At 75.1% G+C, this 26992-nt stretch carries 25 protein-coding genes; 10 read left to right on the top strand and 15 right to left on the bottom strand.

What is annotated here, in order from left to right; translation table 11 throughout:
* Window positions 1-225 precede the first annotated feature (225 nt).
* The 5 genes from KYT88_RS00250 (at window position 226) to KYT88_RS00230 (ending at window position 7786) form a co-directional block, all read left to right on the top strand.
* Window positions 226-1821 carry an APC family permease gene (locus tag KYT88_RS00250; protein ID WP_043583578.1) on the top strand — a complete coding sequence of 532 codons (1596 nt, stop codon included), beginning with the start codon at window positions 226-228 and terminating at the stop codon, window positions 1819-1821.
* Complete coding sequence (locus KYT88_RS00245) at window positions 1818-2660, top strand: urea amidolyase associated protein UAAP1 (RefSeq protein ID WP_043583580.1); 843 nt, start codon at window positions 1818-1820, stop codon at window positions 2658-2660. The genes KYT88_RS00250 and KYT88_RS00245 overlap by 4 nt, the downstream gene beginning before the upstream one ends.
* The gene (locus tag KYT88_RS00240; RefSeq protein WP_051629199.1) at window positions 2657-3349 is read left to right on the top strand and encodes an urea amidolyase associated protein UAAP2; all 693 of its coding nucleotides are present in this window, start codon (window positions 2657-2659) and stop codon (window positions 3347-3349) included. The genes KYT88_RS00245 and KYT88_RS00240 overlap by 4 nt, the downstream gene beginning before the upstream one ends.
* Window positions 3346-7014 carry an urea carboxylase gene (uca, locus tag KYT88_RS00235; protein ID WP_200871129.1) on the top strand — a complete coding sequence of 1223 codons (3669 nt, stop codon included), beginning with the start codon at window positions 3346-3348 and terminating at the stop codon, window positions 7012-7014. Before KYT88_RS00240 ends, uca begins: the two co-directional genes overlap by 4 nt.
* 76 nt (window positions 7015-7090) lie before the next feature.
* Complete coding sequence (locus KYT88_RS00230; protein WP_043583582.1) at window positions 7091-7786, top strand: TetR/AcrR family transcriptional regulator; 696 nt, start codon at window positions 7091-7093, stop codon at window positions 7784-7786.
* A gap of 10 nt (window positions 7787-7796) precedes the next feature.
* Here the strand turns inward: KYT88_RS00230 and KYT88_RS00225 are convergent, their stop codons facing one another.
* A complete protein-coding gene (locus KYT88_RS00225) occupies window positions 7797-8540 on the bottom strand; it encodes a TetR/AcrR family transcriptional regulator (RefSeq protein ID WP_043583584.1) in 744 nt (247 codons plus the stop codon).
* 82 nt (window positions 8541-8622) lie between these two features.
* Between KYT88_RS00225 and KYT88_RS00220 the strand changes: the two genes are divergently transcribed.
* Window positions 8623-10110: an MFS transporter gene (locus KYT88_RS00220; RefSeq protein WP_043583585.1), complete on the top strand. Its 1488-nt coding sequence runs from the start codon at window positions 8623-8625 to the stop codon at window positions 10108-10110.
* A gap of 22 nt (window positions 10111-10132) precedes the next feature.
* Here the strand turns inward: KYT88_RS00220 and KYT88_RS00215 are convergent, their stop codons facing one another.
* From KYT88_RS00215 to KYT88_RS00195, 5 genes are all read right to left on the bottom strand, one after another.
* Window positions 10133-10759: a dienelactone hydrolase family protein gene (locus tag KYT88_RS00215; RefSeq protein ID WP_255720128.1), complete on the bottom strand. Its 627-nt coding sequence runs from the start codon at window positions 10757-10759 to the stop codon at window positions 10133-10135.
* A 98-nt stretch (window positions 10760-10857) separates the two neighbouring features.
* Entirely contained in the window at window positions 10858-11883 is a 1026-nt protein-coding gene (locus KYT88_RS00210; RefSeq protein WP_237583709.1) for a MerR family transcriptional regulator, read from the bottom strand.
* A gap of 22 nt (window positions 11884-11905) precedes the next feature.
* Window positions 11906-12613: a HEAT repeat domain-containing protein gene (locus KYT88_RS00205; RefSeq protein WP_081840883.1), complete on the bottom strand. Its 708-nt coding sequence runs from the start codon at window positions 12611-12613 to the stop codon at window positions 11906-11908.
* A gap of 95 nt (window positions 12614-12708) precedes the next feature.
* The gene (locus KYT88_RS00200) at window positions 12709-13818 is read right to left on the bottom strand and encodes a Gfo/Idh/MocA family protein (RefSeq protein WP_043583590.1); all 1110 of its coding nucleotides are present in this window, start codon (window positions 13816-13818) and stop codon (window positions 12709-12711) included.
* Complete coding sequence (locus KYT88_RS00195) at window positions 13815-14621, bottom strand: sugar phosphate isomerase/epimerase family protein (protein WP_043583591.1); 807 nt, start codon at window positions 14619-14621, stop codon at window positions 13815-13817. The genes KYT88_RS00200 and KYT88_RS00195 overlap by 4 nt, the downstream gene beginning before the upstream one ends.
* Window positions 14622-14857: 236 nt before the next feature.
* Between KYT88_RS00195 and KYT88_RS00190 the strand changes: the two genes are divergently transcribed.
* Window positions 14858-15247, top strand: a complete 390-nt coding sequence (locus KYT88_RS00190; protein WP_043583593.1) for a VOC family protein — start codon at window positions 14858-14860, stop codon at window positions 15245-15247.
* A gap of 16 nt (window positions 15248-15263) precedes the next feature.
* Here KYT88_RS00190 and KYT88_RS00185 read toward each other — a convergent pair whose 3' ends face one another.
* Window positions 15264-16592: a hypothetical protein gene (locus KYT88_RS00185; RefSeq protein ID WP_043583595.1), complete on the bottom strand. Its 1329-nt coding sequence runs from the start codon at window positions 16590-16592 to the stop codon at window positions 15264-15266.
* Complete coding sequence (locus KYT88_RS00180; RefSeq protein ID WP_237583708.1) at window positions 16589-16954, bottom strand: PadR family transcriptional regulator; 366 nt, start codon at window positions 16952-16954, stop codon at window positions 16589-16591. The genes KYT88_RS00185 and KYT88_RS00180 overlap by 4 nt, the downstream gene beginning before the upstream one ends.
* A gap of 139 nt (window positions 16955-17093) precedes the next feature.
* Between KYT88_RS00180 and KYT88_RS00175 the strand changes: the two genes are divergently transcribed.
* On the top strand, window positions 17094-18131 hold the full coding sequence (locus KYT88_RS00175) for an alpha/beta fold hydrolase (protein ID WP_043583599.1): 1038 nt from the start codon (window positions 17094-17096) through the stop codon (window positions 18129-18131).
* Here the strand turns inward: KYT88_RS00175 and KYT88_RS00170 are convergent.
* From KYT88_RS00170 to KYT88_RS00155, 4 genes are all read right to left on the bottom strand, one after another.
* A complete protein-coding gene (locus KYT88_RS00170; RefSeq protein WP_043583601.1) occupies window positions 18128-18379 on the bottom strand; it encodes a hypothetical protein in 252 nt (83 codons plus the stop codon). The two genes, KYT88_RS00175 and KYT88_RS00170, sit on opposite strands and share 4 nt — an antisense overlap.
* 357 nt (window positions 18380-18736) lie before the next feature.
* Window positions 18737-18961, bottom strand: coding sequence for a hypothetical protein (locus KYT88_RS00165; RefSeq protein WP_043583603.1), 225 nt, complete (start codon window positions 18959-18961; stop codon window positions 18737-18739).
* A gap of 18 nt (window positions 18962-18979) precedes the next feature.
* Window positions 18980-20794, bottom strand: a complete 1815-nt coding sequence (locus KYT88_RS00160; RefSeq protein ID WP_051629200.1) for a RecQ family ATP-dependent DNA helicase — start codon at window positions 20792-20794, stop codon at window positions 18980-18982.
* A 141-nt stretch (window positions 20795-20935) separates the two neighbouring features.
* On the bottom strand, window positions 20936-22009 hold the full coding sequence (locus KYT88_RS00155; protein ID WP_043583605.1) for a GTP-binding protein: 1074 nt from the start codon (window positions 22007-22009) through the stop codon (window positions 20936-20938).
* Window positions 22010-22053: 44 nt separating this feature from the next.
* Between KYT88_RS00155 and ykgO the strand changes: the two genes are divergently transcribed.
* Window positions 22054-22176 carry a type B 50S ribosomal protein L36 gene (gene ykgO / locus KYT88_RS00150; RefSeq protein ID WP_011931244.1) on the top strand — a complete coding sequence of 41 codons (123 nt, stop codon included), beginning with the start codon at window positions 22054-22056 and terminating at the stop codon, window positions 22174-22176.
* Window positions 22177-22270: 94 nt separating this feature from the next.
* On the top strand, window positions 22271-22852 hold the full coding sequence (locus tag KYT88_RS00145; RefSeq protein ID WP_043583607.1) for a hypothetical protein: 582 nt from the start codon (window positions 22271-22273) through the stop codon (window positions 22850-22852).
* 30 nt (window positions 22853-22882) lie between these two features.
* Here KYT88_RS00145 and KYT88_RS00140 read toward each other — a convergent pair whose 3' ends face one another.
* The 3 genes from KYT88_RS00140 to KYT88_RS00130 are packed head-to-tail and all read right to left on the bottom strand — an operon-like array spanning window position 22883 to window position 26959.
* A complete protein-coding gene (locus KYT88_RS00140) occupies window positions 22883-24013 on the bottom strand; it encodes a sensor histidine kinase (RefSeq protein WP_043583609.1) in 1131 nt (376 codons plus the stop codon).
* A 7-nt stretch (window positions 24014-24020) separates the two neighbouring features.
* A complete protein-coding gene (locus KYT88_RS00135; protein ID WP_043583611.1) occupies window positions 24021-24707 on the bottom strand; it encodes a response regulator in 687 nt (228 codons plus the stop codon).
* Window positions 24704-26959: a bifunctional lysylphosphatidylglycerol flippase/synthetase MprF gene (locus tag KYT88_RS00130; RefSeq protein ID WP_237583707.1), complete on the bottom strand. Its 2256-nt coding sequence runs from the start codon at window positions 26957-26959 to the stop codon at window positions 24704-24706. The genes KYT88_RS00135 and KYT88_RS00130 overlap by 4 nt, the downstream gene beginning before the upstream one ends.
* Between the last annotated feature and the right edge of the window lie 33 nt (window positions 26960-26992).

Genomic DNA, 26992 nt, shown 5'->3' with positions numbered 1-26992 from the left:
CCGGCAGCCATCAGCTGCCGGCCCCTCCGCGCGTGCCGGCGGCCGGCGACCGCGACCGGATCCGTCGCGCCGGAGAAGATACACGCCGGTAACACGAGGGAAACGGCGGCGATACCGGGCAGAACCACACTGGACGGAAATACCTATCGCTCGATAGATACTCCGACCGGGCAACCGGATCTCCGGCGCACCTGCTCCACCGCGCCCTCGTGAGAGGCCAGAACATTGAGCACCCCGAACCTCCCCTCGCCGGCCGCGGCACCCACCACGGCCCCCGCTCCCGTCATCCCGCCCGGCTACGCCCAGGAGCTCCACCGCGGCGTCGGCCCCTTCTCCTCCTTCGCGGCCGGGTTCTCCTTCGTCTCGATCCTGACGACCGTGTTCCAGCTCTTCGGCCTCGGCTTCGGGCTGGGCGGCGCCGCCTTCTTCTGGGCCTGGCCGATCGTGTTCGTGGGCCAGCTGCTCGTGGCGCTGAACTTCGCGCAGCTCGCGGCGTCGTGGCCGATCTCGGGAGCGATCTTCCAGTGGTCGAGCCGGCTCGCTGGCACCACGTTCGGCTGGTTCACCGGCTGGACCATGATCGTCGGCCAGATCCTCACGGTCGCCGTCGCGGCCATCGCGGTGCAGGCCGTCCTGCCGTCCATCTGGGCCGGGTTCCAGATCGTGGGCGGGCCGGACGCGGATCCGTCCGTCGCCTCCCCCACGGGCTCCGCGAACGCGGTGCTGCTCGGGATCATCATGCTGGCGATCACGACGGTCGTGAACATCCTGAGCGTGCGGCTCATGGCGCGCGTGACGACGGCGGGCGTCGCCATCGAGATGGTCGGCGTCGTCGCGCTCGTCGCCGTGCTGTTCCTGCTGCCCAAGCGCGGACCCGAGGTGGTCTTCACGACCGCGGGATCCGCGAGCCAGGAGCCGTACGTGTGGGCGTTCCTCGCCTCCTCCCTCATGGCCGCCTACGTGATGGTCGGCTTCGACTCCGCGGGCGAGCTCGCCGAGGAGACCCACAGCCCGCGGAAGACGACGCCGCGCACGATCATCCGGGCGCTCACGGTCTCCGGGCTGGGCGGGGCGCTCCTCATCGTGGGCGCGCTCGTCGCGGCGCCCAGCCTCACCGACGGGAACCTCGCCACGCAGGGCCTCGCCTGGGTGATCACCTCGGTCGCCGGCGAGGTGGGCGGCCGCCTGCTGCTCTGCGCGGTCGCGGTGGCGGTGTTCGCGTGCACGCTCGCCGTGCAGACCTCGGGCACCCGCATGATCTACTCGATGGCCCGCGAGAAGGCGCTGCCGTTCCACCGCCAGCTCGCCAAGGTGTCGCCTCGCACGGGCACGCCCGTGCTCACCTCCGTCGTGGTCGGCGTCGGCGCGGTGCTCGCCCTCGCGGTCAACGCCGGGCAGTCGGCGATCTTCACGGCGCTGTCGAGCCTCTGCATCGCGATGCTGTACCTCGCCTACCTCGGCGTCACCGGCCCGCTGCTCGTCGCCCGGATCCGCGGGCGCTTCCCGGCCGGCGGCGTCGACGAGGACGGCAAGCCGCTGTTCACGCTCGGCCGCTGGGGGATCCCGATCAACGCCGTCGCGGTGCTCTTCCAGGCGGCGATGGCGGTGAACCTGATCTGGCCGCGCCCCGAGATCTACGACCTCACGGGCGAGTCGTGGTGGCTGCAGTACAGCGCGCTCCTCTTCATCGGCGCGACCCTGCTCGTGGGCTGGGGCTACCACGCGTGGCGGCACCGCTCCGACGGGCCCATCCAGCTCACGGAGGTGCCGACAACGGCCACGATCCCGGTGGTCGAGCCGGCGGGGGCGGCCATCCGATGAGGGACCTGCGCACGACCGACAGCGTCACCGCCTCCCGCGCGGACGCCCGCGCGCAGGCCGACCGCCGCAGCGACTGGATGCCGTACGTGCCCGCGTCCTCCTCGCCGCACCGGCCGGAGGGCGTCGCCGCGGACGAGCTCACCTGGGCCGAGACCGTGGCGCCCGGCGGGTACGCGCACCGGGTGCTGGCGCGCGGATCCCGCCTCCGCCTCGACGACCCCACGGGCGACGCGTGCGCGCACCTCGTGCTCTACGACGCGGAGGCACCGTGGGAGCGGCTGAACGTCGCCGACACCGTCAAGATCCCGTGGCAGGCGTACCTCGGCGAGGGCTCCCCGCTGCTGAGCGGGGACGGCCGGATCCTCGCGAGCATCGTCGAGGACACCTCGGGCCACCACGACGCGCTCTGCGGCACCTCCACCGACGCGCTCAACGACCGGCGCTACGGCGGATCCGCGCCCGAGGGCCCCACGCCCAGCGGCCGGTCGCTGCTCGTGAAGGCCGCCGCGAAGCACGGCCTCACGCGACGCGACCTGCCACCCGGCGTCTCCCTCTTCCAGGGCGTGCGCGTGGAGGAGGACGGCGCGCTGCGGCCCACCGGATCCGCCGGGCCGGGCACGCACGTCACGCTCGTGGCCGAGATGCCGCTGATCGTGCTGCTCGCGAACGTGCCGCACCCGCTGGACCAGCGGCCCGACCACGTCGTCGGCCCGCTGCGGATCCACGCCTGGCGCGGCTCCCCCACGGGCCCGGACGACGCGCGCTTCCACGCGACCCCCGAGCTCACGCGCGCCTACCTGAACTCGATCGACCACTGCGAAGCGAGAGGAACCCGATGACCCCCACCGTGGCATCCCCCGTCCCGACCGGCGCCGTCCACGCGCCCGACGCCGTGCTCGACTGGGGCGCGTCGCTCGTCGAGGGCGCCGTCGTGCGCGACGACCGCGTGGCGCCGCTCGCGCCCTGGTCCGCCGTGGTGCGCGCCGGCGAGGTGCTCACGATCGTCGACGTGGGCGGCAACCAGTCCGCCGACTGCCTGGTCTACGACGCCGACGACCCGGAGGAGCGGTACAGCGTTCCCGACACGATCGTGGCGCAGGGCAACGCGTACCTCGGCACCGGATCCGTGCTCATGTCGAGCGAGGGCCGGGCGCTGATGACCGTGGTGGGCAACGAGATCGACCGGCAGGACACCCTCGGCGGCGCGTGCTCGAAGGAGTCGAACACGCTCCGCTACGGCCACCACACCGCGTACCAGCACGGCTGCCGCGAGAACTTCCTGACCGAGGCGTCGCGGCACGGGCTGGGCGCGCGCGACATCGTGTCGAACATCAACTGGTTCATGAACGTGCCGGTGGAGGAGGACGGATCCCTCGGGATCGTCGACGGGCTCAGCGCGCCCGGGAAGCGGGTCGCCCTGCGCGCCGAACGCGACGTGCTGGTGATCGTCTCCAACTGCCCGCAGATGAACAACCCGTGCAACGACTTCAGCTGCACGCCGCTGCGGATGATCGTGGTGCAGCCGTGAGCGCGCTCGTGAGCGGCGCAGCCGGCGAGCGCCGCGCGCTCGACCTCGACACCGTCCTCGTCGCGAACCGCGGCGAGATCGCGTGCCGCGTGATCCGCACCGCCAAGGCCATGGGGATGCGCACGGTCGCGGTCTTCTCCGACGCCGACCGCGCGGCGCCGCACGTCCGCGAGGCCGACGAGGCCGTGCGGCTCGGCCCGGCGGCGCCGCGCGAGTCGTACCTGCGCATCGACGCGATCATCGAGGCGGCCCGCTCGACGGGCGCCGGCCTCATCCACCCCGGCTACGGCTTCCTCAGCGAGAACCTCGAATTCGCGTCGGCGTGCGAGGAGGCGGGGATCCGGTTCGTCGGGCCGACCGCCGACCAGATCCTCGCCTTCGGCGCGAAGCACACCGCGCGCGAGCTGGCCGAGGCGGCCGGCGTGCCCCTGCTCGCCGGGACGGGCCTCCTCGCCGACGCCGACGAGGCCGTCGCCGAGGCCGAGCGCATCGGCCTGCCCGTGATGCTCAAGGCCACGGGCGGCGGGGGCGGGATCGGCATGCAGGCGTGCGCGACGCCCGCCGAGGTGCGGGAGGCGTTCGGGAGGGTGACGCGGCTCGCGGAGTCTGCGTTCGGATCCACCGGCATCTTCCTCGAGCGCCTCGTGCGCCCGGCCCGGCACGTCGAGGTGCAGCTCGTGGGCGACGGCCAGGGCCGCGTGGCCGTGATCGGCGACCGCGACTGCTCGCTCCAGCGCCGCAACCAGAAGGTCATCGAGGAGGCGCCGGCGCCCGCGCTGCCCGCCCGGGTGCGCGCGCAGCTGCACGACTCGGCCCGCGCGCTCGCGGAGTCGGTCTCGTACCGCAGCGCCGGCACGGTCGAGTTCGTCTACGACCCGGTGCGCGAGGAGGCCGCGTTCCTCGAGGTGAACACGCGCCTGCAGGTCGAGCACCCCGTCACCGAGGAGGTGCACGGCGTCGACCTCGTGGAGCTCATGCTGCGGCTCGCGCGCGACGGCGCTGCGGGGCTGCCCGACGACCTCTTCACGCGCGAGTGGATCCCGGAGGGCCACGCCGTCGAGGCCCGCGTCTACGCGGAGGACCCGGCGAAGGGATCCCTGCCGTCGAGCGGCCTCGTGACGCAGGCCGTGCTGCCGGCCGGGCCCGGGATCCGCGTCGACGGCTGGATCGAGACCGGCCTCGAGGTCTCCGCCTCCTACGACCCGCTGCTCGCCAAGGTCATCGCCACGGGCGAGACCCGCGACGACGCGCTCGACCTCCTCGGCGAGGCGCTCGACGGCTCGCGGATCGACGGCATCGTCACGAACATCGGCCTGCTGCGGGCGCTCACCGACGACATCGAGCTGCGCACGGCCACGCACTCCACGTCGACGCTCGACGAGACGGACGACCCGGCGCCGCGGATCGACGTCCTCTCCCCCGGCACCATGACCACCGTGCAAGACCTGCCCGGCCGGCTCGGGTACTGGCAGGTGGGCGTGCCGCCGAGCGGCCCGTTCGACCCGGTGTCGCTCGCGGAGGCGAACCTCGCGGTGGGCAACCCGGAGGGCGCGCCCGGCCTCGAGATCACGGCCGACGGACCCGTGTTGCGCTTCTCGACCGCGTCCGTGGTCGCCGTGACGGGCGCGCCCGCCCCCGTCACGGTCGACGGCGAGCCCGCCGCGATGTGGGAGCCGCTCGAGGTCGCCGCCGGGCAGACCCTCGCGATCGGTCGCGCCGACGGGCCGGGGCTCCGCCTGTTCCTGGCCGTGCGCGGCGGGATCGACGTGCCCGCGTACCTCGGATCCGCGTCCACCTTCACGCTCGGCCGCTTCGGCGGGCACGCGGGCCGGGCGCTGCTCGCGGGCGACGTGCTGCGGCCCGGATCCCCCGACTCCGACGCCGACCACCCCGCGTTCCCCGCGGGCGCGCGCCTCGGGATCATCGGCGGCCCGACGCCCGCGCACCGCCGGCCCGCCCTCACCTCGGCGTGGGAGATCGGCGTCACCGAGGGCCCGCACGCGGCGCCCGACTTCTTCACGCGCGCCGACATCGACGTGCTCTACGCCACCGACTACGGCGTGCACCACAACTCGGCGCGCACCGGCATCCGGCTCATCGGCCCGCGGCCCGGCTGGGCGCGCGAGGACGGCGGCGAGGCGGGGCTGCACCCGTCGAACATCCACGACACCCCGTACGCGGTGGGCGCGATCGACTTCACGGGCGACACCCCGATCATCCTCGGACCCGACGGCCCGTCCCTCGGTGGCTTCGTGTGCCCGGCAGTGGTCGCGAGCGGCGAGCTGTGGAAGCTCGGCCAGCTGCGGCCCGGCGACACCGTGCGGTTCGTGCCCGTGACGGAGGCGGCCGCCGCGTCGCTCGTGGACTCCCGCGCCTCGCTCCAGGTGATCCGCGCGGGCGGCGACGGCGACGACGGCGTGATCGGCCGGCTCGAGCCCACCGACGCGCGTCCCGGCGTCGCCTACCGCCGCGACGGCGACGACAACGTGCTCGTCGAGTACGGCGACATGACCCTCGACATCGCGCTGCGCATGCGCGTGCACGCGCTCATGACCCGGCTGCAGGAGCACATGCCGCCGGGCGTGCTCGAGGTGACGCCCGGGATCCGCTCGCTCCAGGTCCGCACGGACGCGCGCGTGCTCAAGGCCACGGCCGTCACGCGGCTGCTGCAGGAGCTGGAGGACGAGATCCCGCCCACCGGGCAGCTCGTGGTGCCGTCGCGGAAGGTGCGGCTGCCGCTCTCCTGGGACGACCCGGCGACGCGCCTCGCCATCGAGCGCTACATGGCGGGCGTCCGCGACGACGCGCCCTGGACGCCGTGGAACATCGAGTTCATCCGCCGCATCAACGGCCTCGACTCGGTCGACGACGTCTTCCGCACGGTCTTCGACGCGAGCTACCTCGTGCTCGGCCTCGGCGACGTGTACCTCGGCGCGCCCGTGGCCACGCCGCTGGATCCGCGCCACCGCCTGGTGACCACGAAGTACAACCCGGCGCGCACGTGGACAGCCGAGAACTCGGTCGGCATCGGCGGCGCGTACCTCTGCATCTACGGGATGGAGGGGCCGGGCGGGTACCAGTTCGTGGGCCGCACGGTGCAGATCTGGAACCGCTTCCGCCGTGGCGGGCTCTTCCAGGAGGACCCGTGGGCGCTGCGGTTCTTCGACCGCATCGAGTGGTACCCGGTCGGCGCCGAGGAGCTGCTGGAGCTGCGCGCCGAGACGGACGCCGGCCGCGGGCGCTACGAGACGGAGGACGGCGAGTTCTCCATCGCCGACCACCACGCGTTCCTGGCCGCGAACGACGCGTCGATCCGCGACTTCCGCGACACGCAGACGCGCGCGTTCGAGGAGGAGAAGGCGCGCTGGCGTCTGTCGGGCGAGTTCGACGTGCGCGACGAGCCGCCCGTCGTCGAGGCCGCGACCGTGCCGATCCCGCCCGGCGCGACGGCCGTGACGGCGCCGTTCACCTCCACCGTCTGGCGGGTGGACGTGCGCCCGGGCGATCTCCTCGGCGTCGGCGACGCGGTGCTCGCGGTGGAGGCCATGAAGATGGAGTCCGTCGTCGGCGCGCCGGTCGCGGGGCGCGTGCTCGACGTCCACATCCGGCCCGGCGAGCAGGTCGCGCCCGGGCAGGTGCTCGCGGTGATCGGCGCCGCGTCGTGATCCGCGTCGTGCACCGCGTCGCGCGCCGGCCGTCCGCGCGGGTCGCCGCGTGATCCCCACCTGCGAGGATGGCGGGATGGCCAAGGACGACAAGCCGGCCCGCGTCGGCCGCCCTCGAGCGGTGCCCGACGCCGGGTCCCCGCTGAGCCCGCGCGAGCAGATCCTCGACGCCGCCGCCGCGCTCTTCGCCGAGCACGGGCTGAGCGGCACGTCCACGCGCGCGATCGCCGAGCGGGTCGGGATCCGCCAGGCGTCCCTCTACTACCACTTCGCCGGCAAGGACGACCTGCTCGTCGAGCTGCTCACGCGCTCGGTGCGCCCCAGCCTCGACGTGGTGCGCGGCATCGAGGACCTCGTCCCCGACCGCGCCTCCGCGGCCGCCGCGCTGCACGCGCTCGTGATGGTCGACTTCCGCACGCTCGCCGACACCCCGCACAACATCGGCACGCTCTACCTGCTGCCCGAGGTGCAGGGCGAGCGCTACGACGGCTTCCGCCAGCAGCGCCGGGAGCTGCAGGACGCGTACGGGCGCATCGGCACTGCCGCGGCGAGCGCCGACGTCCGGTCGCTCATCGGGCCGGATGCGCTGGGGGCCGTGCTGATCCAGCTGGCCGAGCTCGTGATCCAGCTCCGCCGCCGCGGCGAGCCCGGGGACGCCGACCGCGACGCCATCGCCGCCACGTGCCTGCGGGCGTGCGGGCTGGGGACGGCGGAGATCGACGGGGCGCGGCGCGAGGCGGAGGGGCTGCTGGCGACGGTGCCCGCGCTCTAGCCCGCTCGGGTCACGCCGCCGGCGGCAGCCCGGCCTGCTGGCGGACACCGGCCAGAAGCAGGTCGAGCCCGGAGCGGAACACGTCGAGGTCGTCGTGCGTCGCCATCTCGCCCGCGGCGTCGTGGGCGAACGGGTACTCCTCGGGGTCGAGCTCCCGCCAGCGGTCGGCGAGCGTCCCCAGGAAGCCCTCCCGGTCCAGCCCGCTCTCCAGGAACTCCTGCGGCGGCGGCTCCGCGAGGTCGGCCGCGACCCCGACGACGTAGCTGACGATGGACGACACCGCGTGGAACCGCTGCCGCGACGTGAGGTCGAGCCCGAGCAGCTGCTGGCCGATGCGCTCGTACATCATCATCGAGTTGGGCTGCAGCCCGTTGTTCCTGAGCATGTACTGCCCGAACCACGGCCGGCGCACGAGCTCGTCGAAGAGCGCGAGGGCGACGGCGCGCACGTTGTCGACCGGGTCGGATCCGTGGGTCAGCGGCTCCGTCTCCGTCAGGACCCGGCCCATCACCTCCTCGGTCACCTTCTCGAGCAGCTCGTCGCGGCTCGCGACGTACCAGTAGATGCTCGCCACGCCGCCGCCGAGCCGTGCCGCGAGGGCCCGGAAGGTCAACGCCCTCTCCCCCGACTCGTCGAGGATCGCGATCGCCTCCGCCAGCACCGTGTCGAGCGAGTGCGACGCGCGTTGCCTGCCTCGTGCGCGGGCGGGCGGCGTGCGGGCGCCCTCCGTCTTCGGGGATCCATTCGCGGCCATGCCTTGCATCCTACCGAACGTCGTTCCATACTATCGAACGTCGTCCGATACTCGTACGACGTTCGATGAGAAGAGGACCCCGATGAGCACCCCCACGACCACCACCGCCCCACCCCGCGGCTACGCCTCCCTCCGGGCCGCGGCGATCCCGCTGGCCGCGCTCTGCCTGGCCTTCTTCGTCGAGATGGTCGACAACACGCTGCTGTCGATCGCGCTGCCCACGATCGGCCGGGCGCTCGACAGCGGCACGACGGGGCTCCAGTGGGTGACGGGCGCCTACTCGCTCACCTTCGGCGGCCTGCTGCTGACCGCGGGATCCGCCGCCGACCGGTTCGGCCGCCGCCGCGTCCTGCTGATCGGCCTCGCGGCCTTCGGCCTCATCAGCGTCGCCGTCGTCCTCGTCACCGACATCGGCCAGCTCATCGCCCTGCGCGCGGAGCTCGGCGCTGCCGCCGCGGCCATGGCTCCCGTCACGATGTCGCTGATCTTCCGCCTCTTCGAGGACGACAAGCTGCGCATGCGCTCGATCACCATCGTCATGGTCGTCGGCATGTCCGGCTTCGTCCTCGGCCCGCTCCTCGGCGGATCGATCCTCGGGGCCGTCAGCTGGCAGTGGCTGCTGGCGATCAACGCCCCCATCGCGCTGCTCGTCTGGATCGGGGTCCGCCTCGGGGTCCCGGCCGACCGCCGTGAGGACCTCACCTCCGAGCGGCTCGACCTGCCCGGCACCGTGCTCACCGTCGCCGCGATCGGGCTCGGCTGCTACACGCTCACGAGCGGCGTCGAGCGCGGCTGGCTCGCGCCCTTGACGCTCGCCTGCGCGCTCGGCGCCGTCGCCGCGGTCGCGGGCTTCGTCCTCCGCGAGCGCCGCGCGGCCGCGCCCATGATCGACCTCGCGATCTTCCGCGCGGGGCCCGTCCGAGGCGCGGCGCTCACGCAGCTCGGGGCGTCGGTCGCGTTCGCGAGCATCCTGTTCGGGCTGATCCTGCACTTCCAGTACGCGTACGGCTGGAGCCCCATGCGGGCCGGCCTCGCGAACCTGCCCATCATCGTCACGATGATCGCCGCGAGCCCGATCGCCGAGCGGTTCGCCAGCCGCCTCGGCCACCGCATGGCCTGCCTCGTCGGCACCGGCTTCCTGGTGGCCGGGCTGCTCGGCCTGGCCTGGGCGGTGGAGCACGGCTACCTCGCCATCATGGCGTCGATGATCGTGTTCACCGTCGGGCTGCGGACCATCATGACCATCTGCGCGGTCGCCCTGGTCGAGTCGATGCCCGCGAACCGCACCTCGATCGGCGCGGCCCTCAACGACACCGCGCAGGAGCTCGGCACGAGCCTCGGCACCGCGGTCGTCGGGACGCTCATCGCGGCGCTCGTCACGACCGCGCTCCCGGCGGGCGCGTGGAGCGCCGACCTGGTCCACTCCTTCTTCGCAGGTGAGCGGACCGCCTACATCGTCGTCGCCGTCGGGGCCGGCGTGATCGCGACCGTGGGCTCGCTGTCGCTCACGGACTCGCGCGCGACGGAGGAGCGGACCCCGTCCGACGACGCCGCGCACATCGCCGCGTGACCGGTCGCGGGGCCCGGGCGGATCAGCCGAGACGCGCGAGCAGCTCCAGCGACCGCTCCAGCACGAGCGCGGTGGCGACCGGATCCGACGACGGCAGCGACGCGTCCGTGAACAGGTGCGCGTCGCCGTCGTAGACGAAGACCTCGGCGAGCTCCGGGCCGACCTCGGCGACCAGCTCGCGGGCCGCGTCGAGGTCGCCCTCTCCCGCGAAGAACGGATCCCGCGCCATGCCGTGGACCTGCACCGGCAGCCCCGCCGGCCACGGCCCGAAGGACCACTCCGCGGAGAGCGACACGAACGACTCGTAGAGGAGCGCGCCGCGGGCGCCCGGGCGGGTCTGCGCGAGGCGCTGCGCGATGGATCCGCCCCAGGAGGACCCGGCGTAGACGAGCTCCGCGGGCAGACCGTCGAGCGCCCGGTCGGTGCGCTCGGCGACGACGTGGTCGGCGAGGCCCGCCATCAGCGCGAGACCCGCCTCGATGGACTCGGGCAGGGCCCCGTCGAAGAGGTCCGGCACGTGCACGGTGTGCCCGCCGTCCCGCAGCGCGTCGGCGAAGGCGTGGACCCCGGGGGTCGCGCCCTGCACGTGGTGGAACAGCACGATCTCGGCCATGGGCGCGCCTCTCGTCGTCCGCGCGCGGGCGCGGATCCGGGCGCTCCCGTCGCGGGGCGCCGTGCCGCGAACCTACTCCGCGGCTCCGCGACGGGATCGGCCCGGCCGCGGGGATCGGCGGGGCCGACGCCCGCTCACCGCGCGGGCGGCCCCCACACCACGAAGTCCATGGCCAGCTCCATGGAGCGGAGGCGGGCCGGGGAGAAGTCGTAGGGCATCTTCGCGAAGGCGTCCATCGTGCTCAGGGACCGGGCCGGCCGGCCGGATCCGCCGCGGGCGTCGTCCTCGTCGCCATCGCCGTCGGGGTGCAGCTCGTCCCAGGCGGCGACCAGCTCCTCGTCCTGCTGCGGGAGGTCGGACCCCTCGATCGCCGCCTGCAGCGCCTCCTCGAACGCGCGCCGCTCGGCCGCGACCTCCGCCACGCGCGGGTCGTCGACGGAGACCGTGTCGTCGAGCGCCTCCTCGGCGGCGTCGACCCGGTCGGACGCCTCGCGCAGGCCGGGCAGCGTGGCGACGGCGATGTACCGGGTGGCGTTGAGGGCCGCGACGAGGGTGCCGAGGCTGCGCTCCATGACCAACAGGGCGTCGAGGTCGGCCTGGCGGAGGGATCCCTCGGGCAGGCCCTCGAGGCGGCGCGCGACGAGGTCGGAGAGGAGGCCCAGCCGGCTGCCCCGGGCGCGCAGCCGGCGCACGGCGTCCCGCTGCCGACGCAGCTCCGCCTCCTGGGCCGCGAGGGTCGCCTCGAGGCGGCCGAGGACGTCGGCGACGTCGTCGTCCACAGCGGCGGCGCCCGGGGCAGCGGGAGCGGCGCGGGCGGCGCGAGCGGCGGCATCCGCGGCAGCACCGGCACCCTCCCCCGCCTCCGGGTCGGCGAAGGCCGCGCGGATGTCCTCGAGGGCGATCCCGGCGTCGGCCATGCGCCGGATCCACATCAGCCGGACCATGTCGGCGTACCCGTAGCGACGCCGGTCGTCGGTGCCCCGCTCGGGCTCCGGGAGCAGGCCGATCTGGTGGTAGTGGCGGATGGTCCGCGGCGTGACGCCGACGAACGCGGCCGCGTCGCCGATCCGGACCCGACGGGGCGGGGTCGGCATGGGGATCGGGGAGGCGGTCACGACGGGGTCGTCCTCGGTCGGGTGGGTCTCGGCGGGGTGGGTCATGGGACCACCCGATCACATGACGCTACGGGAGGTGCAAGCCCGGCCGCCGGGCGAGGTGCGCGCCGAAGGAGGTGCGGCGGGCCTCGTCCATCGCGTCGTCGAAGCGGAGCTCCGGGTCGGCGAGCTGCGCGAGCACGGCGAGCGCGTGGATCCGCACCCGGGCGTCCGCCGCGCGCCGCGACCGCTCGAGCACCGGCATCGCCGCCCGCCCGACGCTCGCGAACGCGCGCGCGAGGCTCGCCTGGGTGTCGCGGCCGCCGCGGCCGAGCTGCGACGCCAGCTGCTGCGACAGCCAGCGCCCGCCGGCCGGATCCCGGTCGCCGTCGACGAGGCCCGACGCCGTGCGCCACGCGGTGCGCGCGACGTGGTCGTCCGGATCCCGCAGGAGCGCGGGCGTGATGGCGGGCAGCGCGCGCCGGTCGCCGATCTTGGAGAGCGTGTGCAGCGCCTGGCTGCGGGCCTGCGGGATGGGCGACGTCAGCTCGGCGATGAGCGGCGGGATCGTCTGCTCGGGGTCGTGGCGGATCAGCGCCCACGTGAGCATCTCGCGCACGTTGAGGTCGGGCTCGACGCGGCAGCGGTGGATCAGGCCCTCGACGAGCGCGGGATCCGGCCGGGTGCCCGCGGTGAGCGCGGCCTGCAGCCGGGCGGACGCGTCGGGCGCGCGGAGGGCGGCGGCCAGCCGGGCGGCGATCTCGGCGTCGGCGGGGCGGTCGGAGGGTGCGGGCACGGGTCCAGTCTCCCCCGCGCGACGCCCGGCGCCGAGCGCGAGACGGCCCCGCATCCACGGAGGATGCGGGGCCGTCGGTCCGAGCGGACGCGGCGCTACAGCGTCGCCGCCGCCGGGTCCCAGTCCTCGGCCAGCGGCGTCGGCTTCGTGACGCTCGACGCGACCTTCACGACCTCGCGGCTGTCGGCCGCGTCGCGGATCGCGAGCAGCACGTCGAGCACGTGCGCCGCGACCTCGCCGGATGCGCGCACGGGGTCGCCGCCGCGGATGCTGCGCGCGAGGTCCAGCACGCCGGAACCCCGGCCGTACGTCGATCCGTGAGCCGTCAGCGTCTCCGGCTCCTGCTGCCCGAAGCGCCACAGCTGGCTGTCGCCCTCGAACGTGTTCGGGTCGGGGAGCACGATGGTGCCCTCGCTGCCCGAGATCTCCACGAAGCCCATGCGCGGCAGCGCGTTCTGGAAGCTGAACGTGGACTGCGCCGACTGCCCGCCCGCGAACGAGATGAGCGCCGCGTGGTGCGTGGGCACCTCCACCGGGAAGTCGGTGCCCGCGCGGGGTCCGCTGCCGATCGTGCGCGTGGTGCGCGAGGTCGAGGAGACCGCGCTCACCGTCTCCGCCGCGCCGAACGCGTGCACGAGCGTGGTGACGTAGTACGGGCCCATGTCGAACAGGGGTCCGGCGCCGCGCGCGAACAGGAACTCGGGGTTCGGGTGCCAGGCGTCGGGGCCGGGCACGTGGAAGAGCGTCGTCGCGGTGAGCGGCTCGCCGATGTCGCCGCGGGCGATGGCGCGCATGGCCGACTGGATCCCCGCGCCGAGCACGGTGTCGGGCGCGCACGCCACCTGCACACCGGCCGCGCGGGCCGCCTCGAGCAGGTCCTGGCCGGACTCGTGATCCAGGGCCAGCGGCTTCTCGCTCCACACGTGCTTACCGGCCGCGACGATCCGTCGGCCGACCTCGGCGTGCGTGGCGGGCAGCGTGAGGTTCACGACGATCTCGATCTCGTCCATCGCGAGCAGCTCGTCGACGGTGCCGTGGTTCGGCACGCCGTGCTCCTCGGCGCGCGAGCGGGCCCGGTCGAGGTCGATGTCGGCGACGAACAGGACCTCGAGGTCCGGCATCGCCGTCATGTTCTCCAGGTACGTGCCCGAGATGACGCCCGCGCCGATGACGCCGACGCCGACGCGGCCGGTGCCGCCGGTCACTTGTCGTTCTCCTGCAGCCAGGCGAAGGACGCCGCGATGCCGTCGAACACGTCGCCTGCGTAGTCGTCGAACTCGACGACGCGCAGCGCGTGGGGCGCGGCCGCGAGCACGGCGGCGACGTCGACGTCGCCCTGGCCGGCGGGCTCCTGCATCTTGAAGGCCTGCGCGAGCTCCGGCGGCACGACGAGCGCGGACTCGGCGCTCGGCAGCACCTTGGCGATCGCGTCGGAGATCTTGCCGTCCTTCACGTGCAGGAACTTGACGCGGTCGCCGAGCTGCTTCAGGAGGGCGGGCGTGTCCATGCCGCCGACGGTCGACCAGAACGCGTCGAGCTCGAGCACGACGTCGTCGTTGAGGCGCTCGACGAAGAGCTCGTAGATGGGCCGGCCGTCGACCTTGTTCGCGAACTCCCACTGGTGGTTGTGGTACCCGAAGGCCAGCCCGCGCGCGGCGGCCTGCACCTGCAGCTCGTTGACGCGGTCGGCGATCTTGTGCGCGTCGTCGGCGGTCTGCCAGCGCTCGGAGGGGATGAAGGGGTCGATGACCGTCTGGATCCCGAGCTTCGCGGCGGCGTCGAAGGTGCGGGAGGCCTGGTCGTCGTCGCCGTCGATGACGGGCGCGTGACCGGAGGGCGCGGTGACGCCGGACGCGGCGAAGGCGGCGGCGAACTCGTCGGCGCGCTCGACGAACGCGTACGGCTCGACCTGCGTGTAGCCGATCTCGGCGACGCGGGCGACGGCGCCCTGCAGGTCCGCGGAGACAGCGTCGCGGACCGTGTAGAGCTGGACGGAGGGGGCGGTCATGGTCGCTCCTTTCAGGAGGTGACTGGTGGCCCGACGGCCACCGCACGCTCCCGCCGTCGCGTACGACGGCTGAGCCACGATGCCCGCAGGGTGTTCCGGCGCGAGACGCGCCGTGTCGTCAAACCTACCGGTGGTCGGGGTCCGGATCCCAGGGGCGCGGGCGGCGGATCCTGGTCGGTGTCGGACGCCGGTGCCAGGCTGGCAGCACCCGCTCGCCGACGAGAGAAGGACCGCGCATGAGGATCCGGCAGACGATCGTGGTGCTCGACGCACCGGACCTGGCCGCGGAGAGCGCCTTCTGGGCCGGGCTCCTCGGCGGCGAGGTGCACGCGGAGGACGACTGGCACAGTGTCAGAGTCGACGGCGACTGGAGGATCGGGATCCAGCTCGCCCCCGACTTCGTGCCGCCGGTGTGGCCGGGCGAGGGCCCGCGCCAGCAGCAGCAGATCCACCTGGACTTCTATGTCGACGACCTCGCCGAGGGCCGCGAGCGCGTTGTCGCCCTCGGCGGCCGCCTGCTCCAGCCGGCCGCGGACCCGACGGCGCCCGACCGCTTCGACGTGTACGCGGATCCGGCGGGGCACCCGTTCTGCCTGTGCGTGTCGGGCGGGGACGCGCAGGGCTGAGACCGGGCGCGTCGCGCTAGGCGGGTTGCGTCCGCCGGGGGACGCGCGCGCGACGGGCGACGAGGACGGCCGTGACGACGCCGAGCACCGGGGCCAGGAACGCGCCTGTGACGGCGACCACCATGCCGGCGAACGCGGCGATCCCGACGGCGACGCCCACCACGAGGATCCCGCGCACGACCCGGCCGCCGGAGAGGACGGGCAGCAGGAGCGCTGCCCCGGCCGCTCCCACGAGGACCGCGGCCACCTCCAGGTAGCCCGGAGCCGCGGCGTCGAGGCCCGGCACCGCGTACGACGCCGCGATGGTGGCGAACGCGGCGCCCAGGGACACCGCCGCGGGGATCACGACGCGTCCCAGCCGGGGTCGGAGGGCGGCCGCGCCGGCGGCGACCGGCAGGAGCGCCACGACCGAGCCGACTGCGATGCCGGCCCTCATGGCGTCCGTCGCGTCGCCCACGGCGGGCAGCCAGGCGCTCCCGGCGAGCGCGAAGGCGGCGCATGCGAGCCCGAGGGCGGATCCGATCAGAGAGGTGATCACGACGGCCCGGCGCCCGGAGGCGGACAGCGGGGCGCGGGCGGCGGACACCGAGGCCGATCCGTCCACCGCGAAGCCGACGTCGCGCCCGCGGCCTCGCATGCGATGCCGCGCCGACGCGATCAGCGCGGCCAGCGCGAGCGCCAGGGCCCCGGACGTCAGCGCGACGCCGCCGACGAGGAGCGCGCCGGGCACGGCCACGACGACCGCGACGATCCAGCGCGCGACGGCCGAGCGGATCCCGAGCAGACCTGCGAGCACGACCGCGAGCGACGCCGCCCCGAGCAGCCAGGCGGCCAGCGCGAGCGCGGCGAAGGCGGACGAGAACGCACTCCGAGACTCCCCGGCGTCCGCCTCGTCGAACCCGATCGACCACGCTGCGGCCGCGACCGCGCCGAGGATCCACGACGGCACGGCGAGCACCGCCGCCGCCAGCGCCGAATCGGCCCGGAGCACGCCCGACCTGCCCACCAGTCCGATCAGCGCGAGGGTCGCGAGGAGGGCGGCGGCCCACGGCATCGCGAGGAGCACGGGCGATTCGAGGAAGAGGGAGGAGAGCGCCGCGGCCGGCAGCGCCACGGCGAGCACCAGAGCGGCCGCCGCGACCACGAGGATCGCCCGCGGGGTCACACGCTCGAGCAGCCCGTGGGCGCGCAGGGACCAGGCATCGCCGCGCGTCGGCATCGCACGCCCCTCGGCGTCGGCATGCTCCTCGAGGGTGTCGAGCATCACGTCGCCGTCGGCCCGGCGCCAGGCCGCGGGGTACCAGCGGAGCAGCCGGGCGTGGGCCTCCCGCCGGGACGCGGTCATGCGCGGGCCGCCGTCGCGGTGGCGCGGGGTGTCGCCACGGGACGCGAGCGCGCGGGTGCGGCGGCAGCGATGCTCGCCCGGGCCGCCGCGGCGCGCGCCTGCAGCCGGTCGGCCTCGGCCTGCAGCTCCCCGCGACCCGCGTCGGTGATCTCGTAGTAGCGACGGGCACGGCCGTCGACGACCTCCTCGCCCGCGGTGCGGATCCGCCCCTCGCGCACCAGCCGGTCGAGCGACGCGTAGAGCGTCGTCACCCGCAGCGTCACCTCGCCGTCGCTGAGGCGCGTGACGTCGGCGAGCACGGCGTACCCGTGGCGGCGTCCCGCGGCGAGCGCGGTGAGGATCCAGAAGGCTGTCGCGGTCATGGACGGGACTATACCCACCATGGGAGCATCAGCGCGAGACACGAGGGCGGGAGGACTCGGCGGACGTCCGGCGGCCGTGCCCTAGCGTGGACGCCTCGCGGATCGCGCCCGACGACCCGTCCGCCGCAGGAGGCACCGCATGACCGAGCACGGCCGCCCCGCCACGACCGTCCGCGTCACGCGCCTCGTGCATCGCGGCCTCACCGTGCGGATCAGCACCCTCGGCAGCCCCGACGGCCGCGCGTTCGTGCTCGTGCCCGGCATCGGCGTGAGCTCCGACTACTTCGAGCGCCTCGCGCCCCGCCTCGACGGGCACGGCACCGTGCACGCCCTCGACCTGCCCGGGTTCGCGGGCGTGCGCCACCCCGGGCGGGCGCTCTCCATCCGCGAGTACGCCGACCTCGTGGGCGCCGCGATCGACGAGCTCGGCCTCGACGACCCGGTGCTCGTCGGCCACTCCATGGGCACGCAGATGGTGGCGGATCTCGCGGCCAGGCGCCCCGGGATCAGCACGCTCGTCATGATCAGCCCGGTGGTGGATCCGGCGGCGCGCTCGATGCCGGTGGCCGCAATGCGGTTCCTGCGGTCGTCGCTGCACGAACCCCGCCGGATCCAGGTGCTCGCCATCCGCGCCTACCTCGTCTGCGGGGTGCGCTGGTTCCTCCGCGTGCTCCCGCGCATGATGTCGTTCCGGATCGAGGCGCGCCTGCCCGGCATCCGTGCCAGCGCCCTCGTGATCCGCGGCGAGCACGACGCCGTAGTCCCGCGCGCGTGGGTGGAGGAGATGGGGCGGCTCCTGCCGCGCGCACGGCTGTGGGAGATCCCCGGCGCCGCGCACTCGGTGATGCACGACCACGCCGACGAGGTCGCCCGCCTCTGCCTCGCCCACCTCGAGCGGCCGCCGGCCGAGGGCTCGTCGACCGAGGACGCGTCGGCGGAGCTGCGGCGGTTCCCGGTGGGCGAGGAGGAGCGGGACGAGGAGCACGCGGACTTCGCGCCCACGTTCCGCGACTCGATCCGGGCACTGCGCGCGCAGGTGGCCGAGGGCATCGCCATCCGCCGCGACGACGATGCTGCGATCGGCCGCGCCAAGACCGCGCACGCGGAGGCCATGGCGGATGCGGCGGAGCGGGCCCGGCGACGCGGGGTGCGCCGCGACGCCCGATCCCGCGGCTAGCGCGGCGTCGCGTCCGGACGGGCGTCCGTCGCCTCGCGGCCGGCCGTCGACGCATCGCGCGACGAACGCTCCAGCGCATCCAGCCGCTTCTCGATGCGCTCCGTCGCCCGTCGAGTGCGCACGACCGACACCGCGATGACGATGCCGAGCACGACGGCCGCGAGCGGGAGCAGCAGCGATACGAGGCCGCCGAGCACGAGCCCGGCCATCGGTCCGCCGGGGCCGCCCGGGCCGCCGAAGTCCTCCATCGTGGGCGGGTCGAAGGTGAGGAGGGCGATGAGCGCGAGTGCGGTGGGGTCCTCCAGGGTCGACGGGCGCGTCCGGGCGACGCTACCCGCGCACGGGCGCGGCCGGAAGGGGTCGACGGGAGCGCCCGGTCCGTGCGAGCGGATCGCGGCCCCGGCGCCTGCCGGGACCGCGACTCCGCGGAAGAGGGTGTGGCCCGGCCTCCGTGCACGGAGAGCCGGGCGGTCGGACCCTCTCCCCCGAGAGGCCGACGCTGCGCGAGGACGTCCCACCCGAAGGGCTCGTCCCGCTGATTGACAACGTAGGCCAACGGAGAACCGCATGCATCTGCATCGACGTTCCGCGGCTAGTCCGGCTGGTCAGCCGACGGTGTCGCGCGGGTCCGTTCCGGCCTCCCGCGCCCGCCGCGCGTCCCGGGAGACGAGCCGTTGGAAGAGCACCGCGAGCACCGCGATCCCGATCGGGATCCACCCCCGCGGATTCCCGACCACCAGCCCGGCGACACCCGCGAGCCCGATGGCGATCGCGGTGCCGTAGGTGATCCAGCGGCTGCGGTGCAGGAAGGAGGAGGTGCATGGGGCCACCCTCGCAGACGCCCGCGATCAGGCCGGCTGCAGGAGCTCCCCCTCCTCCACGAGCCTCCGCGAGAGCACGCGGTACCCCTCCTTCTCGAAGAAGACGGTGATCCGGTCGTCCTCCGTGCTCATCACCGTGCCTGGTCCCCACTCCGCGTGGGTGACCCGCGACTGCGCGGGGAACGCCTCGTCCGAGGCGGCGGGAGCGGCGGCATCGGCGTCCGTCGTCCCCATCGCCTCCTCGTGCGCGTCGTCCGCGTCGAGCCGGTCGCACGCGTCGCAGTTGCCGCACCGCTCCGGCGACTCCTCGCCGAAGTACCCGAGCAGGAACTGGCGGCGGCACTGCTGCGTCTCGGCGTAGCCGCGCATCATCTCCAGGCGCGAGACCTCGATGCGCTCGCGCTCCTGGGCGACCTCCTTGGCGCGGGAGGCGGCCTCGCGCGGATCCAGCTCCTCGCGCACGAACGCGCCGTCGCGGTCGGATCCGAGCACGCCCGCGTCCACGAGCAGGTTGAGCACGCCGCCCACCGTCCGCGCGGACATGCCCGCGCGCTCGGCGACCGCGGCCGGGCGCACGGGACCGTCGACGCCCGCCACCGCGACCGCCGCGTACACGTCACGGAGGCTCGCCGGCCGGGGCGTGCGCGCCGCGAAGAAGCGGCGGAGGCCGAGGTCCTCGGCGCGGTAGTGCAGGATCCCGACGGCCGGCTCCCCGTCGCGGCCCGCGCGCCCGACCTCCTGGTAGTACGCGTCCACCGACTCGGGCGGCGCCGCGTGGATCACGTACCGGACAGTCGGCTTGTCGATCCCCATGCCGAACGCGCTCGTGGCGACCACCACGTCCACGTCGTCCTCGTGGAACGCCGTCTGCACGCGCTCGCGCTCGGCCGCGGGGAGGCCCGCGTGGTACGCGTCGACGCGGAGGCCGGCGGCGCGGATCTCGTCCGCGTAGTCCTCGGCGTCCTTGCGCGTCGCGACGTAGACGAGGCCCGGCTGCGTCTGCTCCATCACGTGCGCGACGATCGCGCGCCGCTTCTCCGACTCCTCGGTGTGCCGGCGCACCTCGAGCCGGATGTTCGGCCGGTCGAAGCCGCTGGAGAGCACGAACGGGTCGCGCAGCCCCAGCCGCTCCTCGACCTCGGTGCGGATGGGCGTGGATCCGGTCGCCGTCATCGCGACGGTCGGCGGGTGCCCGAGCGCGTCGATCACGCCGCCGAGCCCGAGGTAGTCGGGCCGGAAGTCGTGACCCCACGACGCGACGCAGTGCGCCTCGTCGATCACCACGAGCGACACCCCGCGCGCCACCAGCCGCTCGACGACCTCGTCGCGGGCCAGCTGCTCGGGCGTGAGGAACACGATCCGGGCGCCCGGCTCCTCCACGATCGCCCACGCCTCCTCGAGCGCCGCCCCGCGGATCGTGCTGTTGATCACGCGCGCGGGCGGCGCCGCGGGCGCGTCCTCGAGGTTCTGCACCTGGTCGGCCTGCAGCGCGATGAGCGGCGAGACGACGACCGTGAGGCCATCCATCAGCACGGTGGCGACCTGGTAGATCGCGGACTTGCCGTAGCCCGTGGGCATCACGACGAGCGCGTCGCGGCCGCGCACGAGCGGGCCGATGGTGCGCACCTGGCCGTCGTGCAGCTCGTCCCAGCCGAAGGACTCGCGGGCGACGCGGAGCGCGTCCTCCGGCTCGGGGCCCGGCGCGGGCTCCGGGACGATGGCCGGATCCTCGGCGGCGGGCCGGTCGGCATCGGGCCGTTCGTCCGCCGGGCGGTCCTGCGCGGTGCGTGTGGTCGTGCGGGTGGTGCGGGTCGTGCCCGCCGCGGTGGGGTTCTGCTTCACCTCCCCACTGAACGCCGGGCGCCGAGCAGTGACCAGGCGCGCGGATCCGCTCTCGGCTGGCCGTCACGGTCGCGGGTCTCCGGGCGCGCCGCACGTGGGCCGGCCCCCGCCGCGGGAGCAGACGCCGGCCGCGCGGCGCCGTCAGCCCGCGTCCACCCGGGGGAACGGATCCGCGTACCCGACCCAGGCCGCCGGCCCCGCCGCGAGCTCCTCCCCCGTCAGCACGGCCCGGCCGATCGCCCGCCGCAGCACGGCCGGCCGCAGCCCCACGCCGAAGAACGCGATCTCCGTGCCGTGCGGCGCGCCCTCCTGCCACGGGTCGATCCCGGTCGGCTGGAGCGTCAGCATGGACCCCACGCTCGACCACCCGCCCACCTCGCCCGGCCGCGACGCGAGCGACACGAAGCCCTTGGACCGCAGCACGAGGCCCGCGCGGTCGGGCCGCAGCTCCTCCTCCACGGCGAGCGCGAGCCGCTCGGGGTGCAGCGGTCGCGGATCGCTCACGACGACGGATCCCACGGGCCCGTCCAGCCGGTCGATGTCGGCGGGCCGCGACGCGACGCCCGCCGCGGTGAGCTCGCGCATCCACCCCGCGGAGGCCGCGAGCCCCGCCACGTCGCCCCAGCGCGGCAGCCGGTCGAGCGCGAGCGGCCGGCGGGCGTCCAGCACGGCCGCCCGGGGCGCCAGCCGACGCACGAGCGCGAGCAGCGCGCCGCGCGACTCCAGCGGCACGCGCGCCATGCCGGTCAGCACCACGACGGTCGCGTACTCGACGAGGTCGGCGAGCGTCTCGGCCTCGTCGAACGCGTCCTCGATCCGGCCGAAGGCGATGGCGTGCAGCCGGTCGGCGGGCACGACCGAGACGACGTGGCGGAGCCCGAAGCCGGATCCCGCCCCGCCGAACGCCCGCTGCATCTCGTGCTCGCGGCGCAGCAGCAGGTCGAGCTGCATGCCGGTCGCGCGCGCGTCGGCGGTCGCGGGGATCCCCACCACGGCCTCGACGCCCGGCCGGCGCTCCGCGAGGTCGTCGAGGAACCGCGCGATGGGCTCGACCGGATCCGCCTCCTCGGGCGGCAGCACGAGCAGCGTCCCGGCGATGTCGTCGACGGCGTCCCGCAGCACGGAGCGCAGGCCGGATCCCTCGCCCACCACGAGGACGACGCCCGACGGCGGCTGCGGGTACACGGGGAGCGGGAGGTGGTCGCGAGCGGGCATGCCGCTAGTCTATTGAGAACTGTTCTCGTGAAAGGACCATCCCCATGAAGGTGCGCAACTCGATCAAGGCCCTGAAGAAGCTCCCCGGCGCGCAGGTCGTGCGCCGCCGCGGCCGCGTCTTCGTCATCAACAAGCAGAACCCGCGGAACAAGGCGCGGCAGGGCTGATCCGCCGCTCGGCCGGCGCCCCTCATCTGGGGCGTCGCCGCCGAGCTCCGCGTCGATACGGTGGAGACCAGCCGAGCGCCGGGGGGGTCGCCGCATGATCGTCGCCGTCATCATCGCCTGCGAGATCGGCTTCTGGGCCGTGCTCGCCGCCGGCCTCGCCGTCCGCTACGCGCTCCGCCGCCCGCGCCTCGGCGCCGCGCTCCTCGCGTGCGTGCCCGTCGTGGATCTCGTGCTGCTCGTCGCCGTCACCGTCGACCTCCGCGGCGGGGCCACCGCCGACTGGACCCACGGCCTCGCCGCCGCCTACCTCGGCGGATCCGTCGCCTTCGGCCACTCGATGGTCCGCTGGCTCGACGTGCGCTTCGCCCACCGCTTCGCCGGCGGCCCCGCGCCCGTGCGGCCGCCCGCATCCGGCCGCGCCAAGGTGCGCCACGAGTGGCGGCTCTGGATCCTCACGGTCGTCGCCTACGCGATCGCCTGCGCCCTGCTGCTCGCCGCCATCGCGTTCGTCGGCGACGCCGCCCGCACCCAGGCGCTCGAGGACTGGATCGCCCGCCTCACGGTGCTCCTCGGCATCTGCACGCTCTGGGCGATCGCGTGGACCATCTGGCCCGGCCCGGAGCCCGCGAGCGAGGCCGAGCCGGCCGCGGCCGCCTCCTCGGCGGCCGGCCGCTGACCCGCGCGGGCGCCGACCCGCCGACCCGCCTCAGAGCGGGAACCGCAGCCGCAGCAGGTGGGATCCGTCGGGCCGCGTCTCGGCCGTGAGGCTCCCGCCCAGCAGCTGGGCTCGCTCGCGCAGGCCGGTGAGCCCGTGGCGCCCGCTCGGCAGGTCGAGGAGCGGGAGCGTCGCCCGGCCCGCCTCCACCTCGAGCACGACGTGTCCCGCGTCCAGCCGTCCGGTGATCCGCACGGCCGCGCCGGTCGCGTGCTTCCGTGCGTTGGTGAGGCCCTCCTGCACCGTGCGGTACACGGCGCGCTGCGCGGCCGCGGGCAGGTCGGCGGGGAGGTCCATGTCGGTCGTCGCGCGGATCCCGCTGGCCGCCACGAGCGCCGGCACGTCCCCGAGCGTCGGCTGGGGCGCGAGCTCCCGCCGCTCGCCGCCCGCCGCGCGCAGCACCTCGACCATGCCGCGCAGCTCCTCGAGCGTCACCGTGCTGAGCCCGCGGATCGTGCGCGCGGCCTCCCGCGAGCGCTCGTCGGCCGCGCCCACCTGCAGGGCGCCGGCCTGCACGGCGATGAGGCTGACCTGGTGCGACACCACGTCGTGCATCTCGCGCGCCAGGACCGCGCGCTCCCGGGCGAGCGCGACCTCGGCGGCCTGCCGCTGCCCGAGCGTCTGCGCCTCCCGCAGCTCGCGCAGCTGCGCCGCGGCCGTCCGCCGCTCCCGGAGGAAGGCCCCGAGGAGCGCCGGCCCGACCGTGTAGAGCGTCGCGTCCACCAGCGGCTCGACCACCGACTGCAGGTCCTCGGGCGGCGTGATGGGCAGCAGGTACGCGAGGACGGACACGCCGGTCGCGACGCCCACGCGCCACCGCGCGGCGCGCGAGAGGCCGAGGTCGAAGAGGGCGACCACGAGCGGCACGTACGCGATCCCGATGTAGAAGGCCGGCATCGCGGCGAGGAGGCTGAGCCACGGCCAGCGACGGCGCAGCAGCAGCCCGAGGCAGGCGACGACGCCGGCGACCGCGTCCCACGGCGACTCCGCGTGGGCGAGGAACGTGTACGAGGCCGCGGTGGCGATGCCGGCCACGAGGAGGTCGACGAGCGCCGCGCGGATCCGGTCGGCGCCGGTCGCGGCTCCCGCGGCGGTCACCGCGTCGGCCCTGCTCACGCGCATCGTCCGCTCACCCGCGGGGCACGAGCCCGGCGCGGTCGGCGACGACGGCCGCCTCCACGCGCGTGCCGACGCCGAGCGCCTGGACGATCGAGCTGACCGTCTCCTTCACCGTGCCGAGCGTGAGCCCGCACTCCGCGACGATCTCCGCGTTGGACAGGCCGCGCGCGAGCGCCTTCAGCACGATCGTCTCGCGGTCCCCGAGCCGGGCGACGCGCGCCCGGGCCGCGTCGTCCTCGAGCGAGCGGAATAGCCGGCCGGGCCGGAGGCCGGGCGCGAGCACGATGCCGCCGGACGCGAGCGTGAGCACGTGCCGGGCGAGCTGCTCGGGATCCGTGTCCTTGAGCAGGAAGCCCGACGCCCCGCGGTGCAGCGCCTCGAGCACCTGGTCGTCGGTGTCGAAGGTCGTGAGCATGGCGACGGCGGGCGGCCGGGGCTCGGCCATGAGCTCGGCGAGGATCGCGAGCCCGTCGGGCGCGGGCATCCGGATGTCGAGGAGCACCACGTCGGGCACGTGCTCCCGCACGGTCGCGACGGCAGTGTCGCTCGAGACGGCCGCGCGGACGGCGATGCGCGGGCTGGCGCCGAGCACCATCGCGATGCCGGAGCGCACGAGCGACTCGTCGTCGATCACGACCACGCTCACGACGGGTCCCGCCTCGGGGGTGCCGTCGCCCGCGCCAGGTCCCTCGATCACGCGTCCCGCCTCCCGCCGGTGGATCCGCCGCCGTCGCCGTTCGCGGCACCGCGGTCCCCCGCGTGGCCGAGGCTAGCGTCCTGTGCCGCGCGCCTGGCTGCCCTGCCGGCCCGGCGCCCGGCGCGGGCCGCGGCCCGCGCCGCCCGCAGCGCGCCCGCGAGCTGGCGGATCCGCAGGGTCGGCACGTACGCGGCCGTCAGCGCGCGACCGATCGGCGCGAGGTCCGCCGCCGTGGGGCAGGCGAGCCAGAGCGTCTCGTAGCGCGGATCGAACTTGGCCTTGAAGCGCAGCAGGGAGGTGAAGCCGTAGGACGGCTCGAGCACGCGCCCGGTCGCCTGGAGCAGGCGCGCCACGACCCGATCCACCGCGCCGGCCGGCCGTGTCGCCCCGACGCCCGCGAGCGGCGTCCCGGAGAGGCTGAGCGTCTCGAGCCCCTCCTCCTGGAAGGCGCGCGCGGCGGTCGCGATGAGGAACTCCATCACGCCGGGCATGGGGTCGGCGCCGCGGCGCATCACGTCGAGCGTGCGGCCGACGAGGCGCCCCTCGCGGAAGACGGGAAGCCAGCTGGTGACGCCGTGCACGCGGCCGGCGGCGTCGACCGCGAGCAGCATCCGGACCTCGGGGTCGTCGAGCTCGCGCAGTCCGCCGAGCGTGAAGCCCATCTCGGGCAGCGCCTTCGCGTCGGCCCAGTCGCCGCTCAGGGCGTCGACGGCGGCGCGGAGGTCGTCGGGCAGGCCGCGGTAGGTCCCCCGCAGCGCGTCGACCCCGTCGCGCGCGGCGCGGTTGGTCGCCGTCCGGAGGTCCTGGCGGCGCTTGCCCGAGGTGGAGAAGCCGGGGAGGTCGATCACGGCCTCCTCGGCGACCGGTGTCACGCTCCAGCCGAGCTCGGCGAAGACCGGCAGGTGGCGCGAGTGGATGCTGTAGAAGGCCGGCACGAGGCCGCGGGCCGAGCAGTGCCGGGCGAAGGCGCGGATCGTCGCGGGTGCGTCTTCCGCCGAGGCGAGCGGATCCGAGACCGTCAGCGCCACCCCGTGCGCCGCGCGGTATGCGACGGCGCCGCGGGCAGCGACATCCCCGTCGTCGCCGGCGAACCAGTGGCTGCTGCCTGTCCACGTGCCCATGAAGCCGAGGGATCCGGCGTCGGAGCGCATCAGCTGCGCGAGGACGCGGTCGCGCCCCGCGGACCGCCCGTCCGCGACCGCGCGCACGGCGAACGACCGCCGCCGCACCACGAGCACGACGAGCGCCGCCGCGGGCAGGAGCCAGGTGGTCAGCACCAGCAGGGGCAGCTCGAGGTCGATCCAGGAGTCGATCGGGAACGCGAACCAGTCCTCGGCGAGCGGGATGACCGTGTAGTACCAGCCGAGCAGCCCGGTGACGAGCAGCAGCGCGGCGATCCCGAGCACGAGGCCGAGCCGACGGCCGCGCAGGAGGAGCGCGACGGCGACGATGAGCACGCACAGCGCCGCGACCGTGGGGCCGGGATCCAGCAGCGAGCCCATGGCGCTCAGCACGCCGATCGCGTCGCCCGAGACGGCGGCGATCCACCAGCTCAGCGTGACCGTGCCGAGCACGGTCGCGGCGACCACGCGGGCGCTCGACGCCGCACGGTCGTGCCAGGCAGGACGAGCGGAGAGCGGCACGAGGATCCGCCCGAGCCCGAGCCCGATGAGGAGCGCCACGCCACGCGTGAGGTCGACGCCGTGGCCCCCGGCGAGCAGCCCCGCGAGGACGGCCGCGAGGACAGCCGCGCGGAGGCCGTCGCGGTGGGCCGGCGCGAGCCCGCGGCTGGCGGCGGCGGCCACCGCGACGAGCACGACGGACGGCGCCCACAGCCGGTCGGCCGCGTCGAGCTGCGAGTAGAGGTCGCCCAGCGCGACGCCCGCGGCGAGGAGGAGGGACGCGACGGCCACCGGCGCCAGCGAGCCGAGCGCGGCGACGAGCGCGGTGCGGAGGATCCCTATGCGGCTCTCGGACCACGCCAACACCATCACGGTGACGGCGATGCCGATCGCGGTGGCGGCCGGATGCGCGAGCTCGCCGAGGCCCGCCATGAGCCCGATCCACGCGCTGCCGCCGAGCACCGCGGCGATCGCGAGCGGGTGGCGGGCCACGGCGCGGCCGACGGCGCGGAGCGCACCGCGAGCGCCGGACCTCGCGGCTCCGGCGGCGGCGTCATCGTCGGCGGGCCGCCGATCCGCGGGGTCGACGGGGAGCGGTCGGGCGGCGGGGGCGAGCGTCGGGTGCGTCACGTCCCCAGTGTGCGGAGCGCGGGTGCGCCGGGG

This window comes from Clavibacter sp. A6099, from assembly GCF_021919125.1.
GTDB lineage: Bacteria > Actinomycetota > Actinomycetes > Actinomycetales > Microbacteriaceae > Clavibacter > Clavibacter seminis.
The sequence above is the reverse complement of the archived record's forward strand: the minus strand, read 5'-3'. Positions and strand labels throughout refer to the sequence as shown.